We start from the raw sequence: 12,510 nt of genomic DNA, 5'->3' as shown, positions 1-12,510 counted from the left end.
CTAATAATTTAAATGACTTGCGCCAAATTATAAATTGGCATAATAATAGAAAATACCATTACTGCCACACCTATTCCAATAATAACAATTAAAACTGGCTCCAGCAATGAGGATAACTTTTTCATCTGATTATCAACTTCTAATTCATAATAATTAGCCAAAGATTCTAAGATTTCATCTAATTTGCCGGTTTTTTCGCCCACACTCATCATATTAGGAATCATCGGTGGAAAAATTTTATTTTTAGCAAGGGGCGTCGAAGCGGGAATTCCTTTTTCAACCTGTGCATAAACCTCATCTAAGGCTTGTTTAAAAACCGCGTTCGAAATTGCTTCAGAGACAATTTTTATCGATTCCAATAGGGGAATCCCAGTTGACATTAAAATTGCGAAGGTGCGGCAAAATCTCGACATATAAATTAAATTCATTACCGGACCCAAAATTGGAGCTTTAATCATCATTACATCAATGGTGAATTTTCCAGATTCAGTTTTTCGCCAAGCCCGAATTGCTAAATACGCCAAAAATAATAATACCAAAATAATCCACCAATAATGTTGAAATACATTTGAAACCCAAATAAAAAACTTCGTTGGCCAAGGCAATTCGACATCTGATTCTTTAAAAATTTGTTCTAATTGTGGAATTACCTTCACTAACATTATTATCCCAATACCAACCATCGCAACTAATAAGAAAATTGGGTATGCAACCGCACTTTTTATTTTTGACATAAAAGTATAATCTTGCTCCATATTATCAGCTAATTTTCTTAAAACATAAGGCAGTTTTCCCGAAGCTTCACCAGCCTTAACCGCATTAATAAAAACGGGTGAAAAAATATCACCTTGTTTTTCAATCGTTGAAGAAAAACTATGGCCCTGCTGAAGGTCGGCAGAAATCTGTGAAACTCGATCTTTTAGACTACGATTAGTAGTTTGTGTCTCAATCACCTCTAAGGCTTGTAAAATTGGGAATCCAGCCTCAATCATGGTTGCCAACTGTTTACAAAATAAGAGTTTGTCGCGAAGTGAGATCCGATTTGTGATAGTTTCTAAAAATCCTAACAGCTCTTGTTTTTTATGAATATTGGTCACGGTTAATTTATTATGGGTGAGAATTTTTTCAGCTCTGGCCAAATCATCAGCAGAAATCATCCCGGTCACGACTTGACCCTGAGGATTACGAGCTTCAAATTCAAAATTGTCGGGCATTCCCCTCCTTTAATATATAGACATTTTCAATGATTTGGGATCTAAAGACCATGTTAATGCATCATCAACCGTAATTTCCCCTTTGGAAACTAAATCTGCCAAAACTTTGTCTAAATTAATCATCCCTTCAGAAACAGAAGTTGAAATAATATTTGGCAATTGGTATGTTTTACCTTCACGAATGACGTTTCGAACCGCGGAATTTGCGAGCATCACTTCAACTGCTGGAACTCGTCCCCCACCAATTTTCGGAATTAATCTTTGTGAAACAACCCCCAATAAAACATTGGCTAATTGTGAACGGACTTGTTGCTGCTGGTGAGGCGGAAAAACATCGATAATGCGATCCGCCGTTTCAGCCGCTTTATTGGTATGCAAGGTAGTTAAAACCAAATGCCCAGTTTCTGCAATTGTTAGGCCAGCTTCAATAGTTTCTAAATCTCGCATTTCACCAATTAGCACGACATTTGGATCTTCTCGCAAAATTGATCTTAAAGCACGGGCAAATGATAACGTATCAGCATAAACTTCTCGCTGTTGGATAATGCTTTTATCATTATTAAAAATATATTCAATTGGATCTTCAACCGTCACCACATGTTCCGAACGCGTGCGGTTAATATGATCGATAATTGCCGCTAAGGTCGTAGACTTTCCATGACCAGTTGGACCAGTGATAATTACAAATCCCTGTGAAGCTAAAGTAAATTTTTCTAAAATTGGCGGTAAATTTAGCTGTTCAAGGGTACGAATCGTGGTCGAAATTAATCTTAAGGCAGCGGCGACATAGCCTTTTTCATAAAAAACATTGACTCTGAATCGAATTTTGCCGCCATAGCTAAAGGAAAAATCAACCTCTTTGCGTTGTAGAAATCTTTCTCTTTGATCTTGGGTCATAAAACTAAAGACTAATTTTTGAACCTGTTCGGCGCTTAAAGCTGTTTTGCCCTCAATTGGCACTAACCGGCCATCAATTCTCAAAGTTGGCGGCACGCCATAAGATAAATGCAAATCAGATGCATCGTTATTAACGGCGGCATCTAATAATTGAGTAATTTCCCCAGAAATTTGCAAGCCTTTTTCAGAACTTATGTTAGTTGGAGTTGTTGTCGGTGTGGCTGGTTTTTGGGGAGTAGGATTCGATGGTTGATCCATAATACCTCTATTTTCTAATAATTTATTAGTTATCAAATAATTTTATTCAATTAATGTGGTACGAAAAACCTCATCAACGGTTGTTAATCCATTTAATGCTTTTAATAAACCATCTTGTTTCATTGTCAGCATCCCCTCTTCAATGGCTTTATTTTTTAAAGCATTTGCTGATTCTTGTTTGATTGTTAAGGCTTGAATTTGATGCGAAATGGGTAAGACTTCAAAGATACCGATACGACCGACGTATCCTTCTTCGCATTCTGGACAACCCTTACCTCTCCAAAAGGTATAAGGTTTTGGGACTTTAACGCCAGAAGTCTGTGGGATTTGAGCCAATTCCCGATCAATTTTTCCAATCACCTCGGCTGGCATCTGAATTTGTTGTTTACACTTTGAACAAATTTTCCTCACAAGCCTTTGAGCTAATATTGCTGAAAGTGAAGAAGCAATTAAAAATGGTTCAATTCCCATATCAAGCATCCTCGGAATCGCGCCTGCAGCATCATTAGTGTGCAACGAAGATAAAACCAAATGACCAGTTAAAGCGGCCTGAACCGCCATCCCCGCCGTTTCCTTGTCCCGAATTTCACCAACCATAATCACGTTTGGATCTTGCCTTAAAATACTTCTTAAGCCCTCAGCAAAAGAAAAACCAATGTCGGGTCTCGCTTGACAATGATTGACCCCATCAATTTGATATTCAATTGGATCTTCAAGGGTCACAATATTGGTTTGTGAAGTATTAATTGATTGTAAAACTGCATATAAAGTCGTGGTTTTGCCAGATCCGGTCGGTCCAGTCGCTAAAATCATCCCATACGGTTTTTTAATATTATTTGCCAAAACATCAAAAGCTCGGCCAGTTAAACCTAATTCCTCAAATGAAATTATTTTTTTGGTTTTTTCCAATAATCTCAAAACCGCTTTTTCACCATTGCTGGTGGGTAGGGTTGAAACTCGAATATCGACCGCGCGGTTTTTGAAACTAATTGCAAACCGACCATCTTGAGGTATTCGTTGCTCATCTAATCTCAATCTTGATGAAATTTTTATTCTCGCAATAATTCCAGGATGCATCTTGCGGTCCATCTTAATAATATCCCGTAAAACACCATCAATACGGTATCTCACGTGTAATTCTTTTTCCCAAGGTTCAATATGAATATCTGATGATTTTTTAACTAAGGCGAAATTAATTAAGCCAGCGACGGTTCTGGGAATATCTCCAGTTTTAGTAATTTTTTCTAATTCTTCTTTGGTTTGAATATCTTTTTTAATTAAGGTACCAATATCTAATTCACCAATTGGTTTAGGTTCTTTAGCCTGAGGTCTCCAAGGTTCATTTCCCTCACCGAACAATGAGAATGTTTTATGTTCGCCTTTTTTCTCAGGTTCCGATTCTTTATATTTTTCCAAAACCAGGGTAATATCTTGCGGGGTGGTAATATGTAAATATCCGGTAATGCCATATTTTGATTTTAGAAAGCTGACTACTTCATGCGCGGCTGGATTTTCAGGATATGCGGTGGCAATTTTAAAAACTTTATCTGACAAGGTTTCGAAAACCACTAATCGATATTTTTCCGAAATTTCAATCGGGAATTTTCTTATATTTTCAGCGGAAATTTTTAAATTTTTTAAAGACAAGTAAGGTAAATTAAATTGCTGGGCCTGTGCTTTTGCTAATTCATCATCAGAAACATAACCTTCTTCGCGAATAATATTTTCAAAAGGCACATTTTGCTTTTCGCCCTTTTTGATAATTTCTAAAGCTTCTTTTTGATTAATTAAACGTTGGCTAACTAAAATATCTAAAATTTGGGGTAATTTTTCTTCAGGTTGGCTCTCGTTCTTTGATTTATCTGGTAATTCGGTAAGTTTGGTAGTTTGATCAATTTTTATTTTCGGTTTAAGATGATAATATTTTAAGGCTTCGTTAAAATCGCCTTCAGAGGTGATATATAAATCAATGTCGACTTTCTGTTTTTTTTGAATATCCGCCAGGACACCCGGACGATCATATTGAAGACGAGCAGGCTTGGCGATGGCCATTTTTAATCGATCTGCTTTTTGATCAAAAACGAGAATAAAATATTTTTTAGCTAATTTTTCTGGAATTTTTGAAATTATTTGTCTTGGAACATACAATTCTCTTAATCTAATAATAGGAAGTTTAAAAAAATCGCTGTAAGCCTGAATTAATTTTTCTTGGCTAATTAAACCGCTTTCTTCTAAAATTTGTGTCACTGACTTTTGCGATACCAGACTGTCTTGGCGCATTTGTTCTATTTGGGGTCTAATTAACCAACCCTTTTTTAAAACAATATCTAAAATATCTCCAGCCTCGCCAAGGTTTTTACCAGGTTTTTTTTGTTGCGATACTGAATCTTGCATGGTTTACTCTTATAGGTTAGCAAAGGGATTAATTCTGCCTTTTTCGCTCGCTTCAACTTTAATTGGTAAAGTGCCATTTTTCATGAAATTATTAACTTTTTTAGCGGCATTGTTTTGTAAAATATTTGCGGGAACAATAATCACTTTCTCCCTTTGCGAGTCAATTTCTTGTTGAGATGGTTTGGTGGCATAAAAAATATAATAGCCACCACCCCCTAAAAGTAAGAGAACGAGAATAAAAGCAATCAATTTTATTGTTTTCGGAGACATTTTCTACTCCTTTGATAATTATTTTTGATAATATGTCTCAATTTCGAAAGTGGCATCTATGGCTGGATTCCCGCCCTCAGCAGCGGCGAATTCAGCATTTTTAACCACCATTGGTCTTAAGTTTTGTTCAAGATTTTTCATAAAGGTTACAATCGAAGAATAATTTCCTGACACGGCCATTGTAAAAGCATAAGTTTGCGCCGCACCACCAATCGCGCCCGGAATAGTTGTAGTGGAGGCGGTACCATCAGTGGAAGCAGAACCCGTATCTTCAGTAAAATCTTTCGAGGCGTCCCCAGTTTGTTGAGTTACGAGCGAAGGAGTAAAATTAATAATTTTTAAATTCTGGTTATTGGCAATAGTATCAACTTGAATCAAAAGCTCCCCTAATTTTTCTTTTGTCGGTAAAGCAATGGCTAGTTTTTGCACGATGGCTTTATTCGCATTAATTTCCTTGGCTAAAGTTTGTAAATTATTTAATTTATCTTGTCGATCCTTCAAATCGTCTTTCTTGGCCGCCGCCGTGATATTATTTTCTTTTAAAGATGAAATTTGAGGACGAATCCCAAAAATAATTGTACAAACAATCACTAAAAGACATAATAGCAGAATTGCTCCCACTTGTTCGGTTTTTTTCGACTCAGAAGGTTGTTTCATTATCACTCCTTAGTAATTCTAAATAATATAATCAAATTATTTTGATCCTGAGCTAGCTCCCAATAATGACGGTGTAAAACCGGTGCCAATATTAAAACTAACCACACCTTCCTCTACCGTGACTGATGTTAATTTGGCGTTCAAAAAATTCTTGTCTCCTTCTAACGAAGCTAACATTTTTGCCACATTCGAAAGTGAATCTGTCTGACCAGTGATGGTTAAAGTATTTGGACTGGCAAAACTGACGGTATTGAATTTCACATTTTTATACATTGTCCCACTTAATTTAGTCATCACGTTTGACCAAAGATTACGACCAGCCCAGAGCCCTTCGAGATTATTAATTTGGGAGTATAAAGCCTCAGCTTGCTTATTCACATCTCCCATTTTCAAAATCTCATCATTAGCTTGACCGATCTTGTTCGACGTTGAATTAATACTTGACTTTTTCATCACATTAAACAAAAATAAGCCCCCAAAAACCAACAAGAAAAAACCGGTTATCAAAAAACCAGTTGTCACGATATTGCTGGTCCTAATCGGAGCTTTTAATTTTGGCACCTCAGCCGGTGCCTGAGATTGATTTTGAGCATTAATAATACCTTGCTCAACTTCTGGATTTATGTCTAAGCGCGTCATACCCCTCCTTTATAACTACTTTTAGTATAATATAAACCCTTAAAGGGTGTCAAGTCCAAAATTTAAAGCTATTGTATTATATAATTGATTATTTTATTCAGCTCCAGATTCACTCCAAATTGGCGGTAAAATTTGCGAAAACCCCGGCAAGGCTGAATAAAATTTGTTTTGTATTAATTTAAACTTCGTCCCATTTATTTTTGGATCATAGTGAATATTAATTGGCATATTTGACGGTTTAATTGTGATTGATTTTGCGACCATTAGACCATGAAACTCTAAACCCTTATTGCTTTTTAAGATTCGAATATCACTATTGGGGGCAAAAATCGCCGCTTTGACATATGAAGTATTAGGTTGAATAATAACATCGCCGCTTTCAACAATAAAACCCATAAAATCGGTTGGCTCATTACTCCAACAATAATCTCCATTTATTTCTAGCCCACCTCTTTCAATAATAACCGTTCCACGCCCCTTGTATCCCATTAATTGAGTTGGAAAGGATGATGTTGCCAAATAAACACCCCCTTCTGGGGTCATATTCGGGTTTAGATCTTCAAAATTTCTTTTTAAAAAAGGCAAGGCTCGTTCTAACTTTAAACGTTTTAAAACTTGTTGAAAATAGGATTTGTCACCGCTTGTCACAACTTTCCCCCAACTCGCTAATGATTCTGAGTTAATAGTATACGAAGAAACATCCCCTAAATTGCCACGAAAACCAGAGTTTGAATAATTAACTATTCCCCCCGCTGAAGCAATACCGGTGGCGTAACCAGAAATTGAAATATTACCGGCGGCATGAACATCGCCTTCAATGGTCAGACCTTGAAGGGGCGTTGGCGGAACAATTAGTGAATAATTTAACACTGGGCCAGCTCCTCCTCCACCCGAACCCCCAGCTTGATCACCATGGCTTCCGCATTGGCCATCTTGTGCCTGCTTACTAATTTCTAACGCGTCATTAATATCATACCGGTTATTTAATAAATTTGTCGCCGCGACTCCTCCTAAACCACCTGCCGGCCCATCAGCTCCCTTTCCTCCATTTCCGCCCCGAGCACCCAAAAATGAGGAGTCGGTTAAACTATTTTGGTCTGAAACGCTCGCCGCATTTACAATCACCACTCCACCAGCGCCACCGCCTCCTCCTCCACCTTGAGTTGATTTACCACTTCCCATGCCTGGACAATAACCACCGCCGCCTCCCGCACCAAGGCTACCATATCTTCCCCATACTTTACCGTACCAACCACCATCGCTACTGCAAAATGTTTGTTCGCCACTAACTCCACAGGTCGAGCCAATATTGGGTGGATTTGAAGTTTTTAAAGTGTGGTAATCATTTTCACCACAATCTCCGCCAGTTTGCCAACAATCAGAGACAATCATTGGATTACCATAAAATTGAGTTTCATGCAAAGAAAACCAAGATCGACCAGGCCGACCCATCGATTTTACCCCGGAACCATCACCGCCATTGCCTCCTGAAACATTTATCCTGCCTGAATTATCGAGTGAATTGCCGGCTGATATTTTTACAATCCCACCGGATCCGCCACCTCCTGACCCGCCACGGTTCGGACCGGGCAAGGGGCTGCCCGTTCCGCCCTTAGCTTCAATCTGACTTTGACTTTCGAGACTAATATTTTGGGTCGTGGTAATTTTAATTATCCCGCCATTACCGCCATCACGACGATCACCATTAATATCAATTTGATACAAATTGCTTAAACTCAGAGGAGATAAACCATTGGCTTTAATTACCCCATATTTACGGGGGATTAAATTACTTTGCAAGTAAAGATTTCTACAAGTCAGATACAATCGGCCTGTCGCCACTTTTTCAACATCATTATAATCAACATTCACCACCGTCGCACTATCATAAGTATAAGTCTCGGCCAAATACGGCCCGCCATTTCTCCCCCCCACCATTTCAAGAACACCTCCAGGTCGTATGACGATATCGCCATCTGAGTAAATATTTAAATAGGCAAAATTATTACTTCGGATGTCAGGAGTCCGCTCAAAAGGATCTGCCAAATCCCAACTAAAATTTACCATTTTATCAATTCTTCTTTGCGTTAAATGATCATCCAAATAACCGGCAATATTTTTATAAGTCGTCGGATCATTATAATATGTCATCATCGCATAATATTCGCCGCATAAACCATTTTGAAAATTACTCTTAGGCGTACAGGCGGTCCCATGATCATAGTCAATTCCGGTAAATAATTCATTTGCCGGAATTGGCTCTGAATAACGCGCATCAAACCATGAATTATCTTGAGGAAACGCCAATTTTTGCAATTGCACATCAGCCATCCCCCCAAAATTATAATACCAAGCTTCAACCTCAAAAAGGCCGGCTGATGACAAATTAATTTCTGCCTTGCTTGGGCAGGCACTGCCGCAATTATTCGTCCATGCCGAAGCTTCAAGCCATTGACCATTAAGCGGTCTCAAGCGCAGTTTTACGGCATCTTCTCCAACCAATCTGATATTTTTCCAACTTGGTTGGACCCGAATATACCCGGTCCATTTCACCAAAAAATTATCATTAATGCCGGTAGTACCAAAAGAACCGCTATCTTTAATGGTAATATTTCCAAAACTATGGTCACCATTTACAAAAACTTTAGCTCCGGGCTCAACCACAATATTACGAATCCCTTTTGAGCCATTTGTGTCAAAATCTGTATTGCTGCCAATAAAATTTTCTCCTGAAAATGTGGCCGTATCACCAATTATACTCACAGTACCTTCAACCTGAGAAGCGGGTGGATTATTTTTTGGAGCCATCAGCCAAATCAAAACTATAACTACCAAAACTAAACCCATAAAATAATATCGGCCCAAAAACGCAAATTTAGAAATTATTTTTGATAATTTTTTAAAAAACATCCTTTTCCAACTAATATAAATAAAAATTGGTTATAACACCGTTTCTTGCCAACTTGGCGGCAGAATTTGCGAAAATCCTGGCAAAGCAGAATAATATCTATCGGGCACTAAGCTATTCCTCACTCCATTAATCGATTGATTGTAATTAATATCTGAATTTGAACGCTGAATATAAATTGATTGCGCAATTAAGATACCCGAAAACGTAAATTTACTATTTAAAGGATTACTGGCAATAGTAATCGTCCCATTGGGCGCAAAAATTGCCAGCCGTAAATTTGTCACATCAGAACCAATAGTAACGTTTCCGTTTAAAACGATTAAGCCCATCATTGAAGGACTTGAACTGGTTAGATTACTATTGATATTAACATTTTGATTTTCCACAATTAAGGTGCCACGTCCGTTATAAGATGTATCTCCCAAAGGAGTTAGTTCGGGTAATGTTGCCGCCCGCCAAACCCCACCTTCCGGAGTCTCTTCCGGATTTAAATTTAAATATTTTTCAGAGGTAAAAGTTTGTGCCCTTTCAGTAAGCAAGCGATTTTTAATAGTTTCAAAAAGTTTGGTCGTGGTGCTTGTCACCACATTTTCCCAATTTGCAAATGAAGCAGAATCTATTGTGTAAGAGGTAAGTTTCACTTTTAATTCATTGGCATTAAAATTAGTATTAATTGACAGCCCGGTTGCAGTCACAACTCCGGTCGCGTTTCCGGAAATTGAGATATTTCCCTTGGCATGGACATCCCCTTCAACCTCAATCGCGGAGGGAGGAGGTATTAGAATTGGTTGGAAGGAAATATTAAAAAATGGACCGCCTCCACCGCCACCGCCAGCGCCACCGCCTAAACTACCATCCACCCCACAGTTTCCCGGATTATTTAAACTAAGATTCGCAGCTTGATAAATTTCATGTATGTTATTATCTATATTAATAAATGGTGTCCCCCCAAGTCCTCCAGCGCCACTGCCCGATCCTGAACCTTGACCTCCGCGACCACCCGAAGATAAACTAACCAAATTACTTACTGAGGTGTATGAAACAGGATCAAGCTTGTTTGCACCAATTAACGCCGCACCGGCCGCTCCACCCCCACCACCGCCGCCCTCAGTGCCTCCACCGCCATTTCCGCCGCCACCGGCTCCTGATAAATTTCCATTATATGGGGGTGGCACAAAATTTCCCCCCCGATAACCGCCATGTTGACTACTTGAAGTAGCTTGCGCAACGTTACCGCAATTACCAAGCCAAACTCGCGACCCACTGGTTTCGCAGGTATTATATCGACTTACACCACCCGCTACGCAATCAGTCCCTTGACGCCAACATTGCGGAATTGGAATAGGAGTATCACCAATCGAATAAAAGGCATTTTCGGTAATTGCATATAGTGATCTACCCGGCCGACCAACTGATGCCACACCGGTGCCTTCTCCGCCCGTGCCTCCAGAAATATTAATATTTCCATATCCCCGAAAGAGTTGAGGAGGATAAATTCTGACAATTCCGCCAGACCCTCCACCACCAGAACCACCACTTGAAGGTCCCGCCTGAGGACTACCATCTCCACCAATCGCTTCAATTAAACCACTATCATTTATCCAAAAATTGTAAACTACATTAAAATTAACTATCCCTGCATTTCCTCCATCTCTTAAATCACCGACTAATCCTTTAAATTTTGGCGCATCCAAACCATTGATGCTAACAATAGCATTGGGATCTAAACCTGAAGGATCAGATTGACCAATATAGATATTATTGGCATTCACCTCTAACTTACCAATTTGAATTTGATTCATATCATCATAAACAGTTATCGGTAATCTCGGATCTATATTACCGGTAGTGTCATAAAGTTCGGCAATATATGGTCCCTCATTTCTGCCGCCCGCGATTCGAATTTGACCGCCAGATTTGACATCTAAATCATTATTAATCGTTAATTTTAGCCAGGCAAAATCTGAAGTTCGTTTAAATGGATCATTTAACTCCCAATAAAAATCAACCATTGGACTGACAAAGTTTTGAATGTTATGGTTAGGATCAACATCTGCCGGATCAGCAGTATATTCCGCCCAAGGGTAATACTCACCACAAAGACCATTTCTAAAATCCACCGGATTTGTCGTGCAAGCCGTGGTATGAGTTGCATCTAAACCGGTAAAAAGATAATTTGTCGCAATTGGCTCTAAAGAAAATAAAATTCCCGTGGTCATTTGCAAACTCACTCTTGCAATTCCAACATCATCTCGATACCAAGCTTCAATTTCATATAATCCTGAGCTTAAAGGACCAATATCAGCATTTCGAGGACATTGTGCTCCACACGATGCTACCCAATTGGATACCTCTTGCCAGCTTCCATTAAGAGGTCTTAATCGCAATTTAACCGCATCGTCGCCAGTTAATCTGATCCACATATCATTGCTCGGAATCTGAACATACCCGGTCCATTTAATCAAAAAATTATCACCAATACCGACCGTACCTAATTGCCCACCATTTTCTATTGTCATTGAATTAAAGGCATGTTCACCATTCATAAAAACCCTTGCTCCATTTTGGACAATAATATTTTTACCTTCAATCTGAGGATCATTGTAATCTGCAATCCAAGAATCTCCAGCCGTAAACGTCACCGTATCACCAACAATAGTATAAGGTGAAATTTTTATTCCTGGAACCTGTGGTTTTGGAGATAAAAATACCGCCAAAGCCGCTGCCGCCATAAAAATCAAAATAAAAAACAGCCTGCTTCTGGAGATAAAATCAAAACCAATCTTGATTTTATTAAAAACCGGCTGTAAAAAATTACTAAAATATGGAGACACGCCCCTCCTAAGTTGCACAATAAAATCCTAAATTCTAACCATTTTAAATATAATAAAATTTATGCTTTTTGTCAAAATAATATTATTATCTCATCACTATAAAATCAGCTTGATAAAATGGCAGGGGTGGCAGGAATTGAACCCGCGGCCTTCGCTTTTGGAGAGCGACGCTCTGCCAACTGAGCTACACCCCTATCTTCATCTCAATTATGAATTTATAATTATTTTCCACAATCCCAAATCATCTCTATTTTTTAGGGTTTGGAATCCTTACTTCTTTATGCAGAGTATGTTTTCGGCATCTTGGGCAATGTTTTTGAAATTCAAATTTTTCTTTATGTTCTTGAATATTTTTTTTAAGCGTATAATTTCTTTCTTTACATTCCGTACACATCAATTGAATTTTAATTGTTTTTGATTTTTTAGCCATAATCTT

9 protein-coding genes and 1 tRNA gene are annotated in these 12,510 nt (G+C 38.5%); all 10 read right to left on the bottom strand.

Annotated features, from left to right (window positions below; all coding sequences use genetic code 11):
* Positions 1-8: 8 nt before the first annotated feature.
* The 10 genes from VJJ80_03730 to rpmG all read right to left on the bottom strand — a co-directional run bounded on the left by VJJ80_03730 (position 9) and on the right by rpmG (position 12,504).
* Positions 9-1,214 carry a type II secretion system F family protein gene (locus VJJ80_03730; protein HLC39199.1) on the bottom strand — a complete coding sequence of 402 codons (1,206 nt, stop codon included), beginning with the start codon at positions 1,212-1,214 and terminating at the stop codon, positions 9-11.
* A gap of 9 nt (positions 1,215-1,223) precedes the next feature.
* A complete protein-coding gene (locus VJJ80_03725; protein HLC39198.1) occupies positions 1,224-2,369 on the bottom strand; it encodes a type IV pilus twitching motility protein PilT in 1,146 nt (381 codons plus the stop codon).
* Between the two features lie 42 nt (positions 2,370-2,411).
* Positions 2,412-4,763: an ATPase, T2SS/T4P/T4SS family gene (locus VJJ80_03720; protein HLC39197.1), complete on the bottom strand. Its 2,352-nt coding sequence runs from the start codon at positions 4,761-4,763 to the stop codon at positions 2,412-2,414.
* Positions 4,764-4,772: 9 nt separating this feature from the next.
* Entirely contained in the window at positions 4,773-5,033 is a 261-nt protein-coding gene (locus VJJ80_03715) for a hypothetical protein (protein ID HLC39196.1), read from the bottom strand.
* 18 nt (positions 5,034-5,051) lie between these two features.
* On the bottom strand, positions 5,052-5,690 hold the full coding sequence (gene pilO, locus VJJ80_03710) for a type 4a pilus biogenesis protein PilO (protein HLC39195.1): 639 nt from the start codon (positions 5,688-5,690) through the stop codon (positions 5,052-5,054).
* A 36-nt stretch (positions 5,691-5,726) separates the two neighbouring features.
* The gene (locus VJJ80_03705) at positions 5,727-6,329 is read right to left on the bottom strand and encodes a PilN domain-containing protein (GenBank protein HLC39194.1); all 603 of its coding nucleotides are present in this window, start codon (positions 6,327-6,329) and stop codon (positions 5,727-5,729) included.
* 93 nt (positions 6,330-6,422) lie between these two features.
* Positions 6,423-9,239, bottom strand: coding sequence for a hypothetical protein (locus tag VJJ80_03700; GenBank protein HLC39193.1), 2,817 nt, complete (start codon positions 9,237-9,239; stop codon positions 6,423-6,425).
* 30 nt (positions 9,240-9,269) lie between these two features.
* Positions 9,270-12,074 carry a hypothetical protein gene (locus VJJ80_03695; GenBank protein ID HLC39192.1) on the bottom strand — a complete coding sequence of 935 codons (2,805 nt, stop codon included), beginning with the start codon at positions 12,072-12,074 and terminating at the stop codon, positions 9,270-9,272.
* A 118-nt stretch (positions 12,075-12,192) separates the two neighbouring features.
* Positions 12,193-12,268, bottom strand: a tRNA-Trp gene (locus VJJ80_03690).
* 53 nt (positions 12,269-12,321) lie between these two features.
* Positions 12,322-12,504 (bottom strand): 50S ribosomal protein L33, encoded by a 183-nt coding sequence (gene rpmG / locus VJJ80_03685; protein HLC39191.1) that lies wholly within the window; start codon positions 12,502-12,504, stop codon positions 12,322-12,324.
* Positions 12,505-12,510 lie beyond the last annotated feature (6 nt).

The sequence above is a fragment of the Patescibacteria group bacterium genome (assembly GCA_035288465.1).
In the GTDB taxonomy this organism is placed as follows: domain Bacteria; phylum Patescibacteriota; class UBA1384; order DATEAH01; family DATEAH01; genus DATEAH01.
The sequence above is the reverse complement of the archived record's forward strand: the minus strand, read 5'-3'. Positions and strand labels throughout refer to the sequence as shown.

What these genes read in the sequence shown, in the direction of transcription:
- VJJ80_03730 (HLC39199.1), bottom strand. Translation starts at nt 1,214, where the DNA reads ATGCCCGACAATTTTGAATTTGAAGCTCGTAATCCTCAGGGTCAAGTC.
- VJJ80_03725 (HLC39198.1), bottom strand. Translation starts at nt 2,369, where the DNA reads ATGGATCAACCATCGAATCCTACTCCCCAAAAACCAGCCACACCGACA.
- VJJ80_03720 (HLC39197.1), bottom strand. Translation starts at nt 4,763, where the DNA reads ATGCAAGATTCAGTATCGCAACAAAAAAAACCTGGTAAAAACCTTGGC.
- VJJ80_03715 (HLC39196.1), bottom strand. Translation starts at nt 5,033, where the DNA reads ATGTCTCCGAAAACAATAAAATTGATTGCTTTTATTCTCGTTCTCTTA.
- pilO (HLC39195.1), bottom strand. Translation starts at nt 5,690, where the DNA reads ATGAAACAACCTTCTGAGTCGAAAAAAACCGAACAAGTGGGAGCAATT.
- VJJ80_03705 (HLC39194.1), bottom strand. Translation starts at nt 6,329, where the DNA reads ATGACGCGCTTAGACATAAATCCAGAAGTTGAGCAAGGTATTATTAAT.
- VJJ80_03700 (HLC39193.1), bottom strand. Translation starts at nt 9,239, where the DNA reads ATGTTTTTTAAAAAATTATCAAAAATAATTTCTAAATTTGCGTTTTTG.
- rpmG (HLC39191.1), bottom strand. Translation starts at nt 12,504, where the DNA reads ATGGCTAAAAAATCAAAAACAATTAAAATTCAATTGATGTGTACGGAA.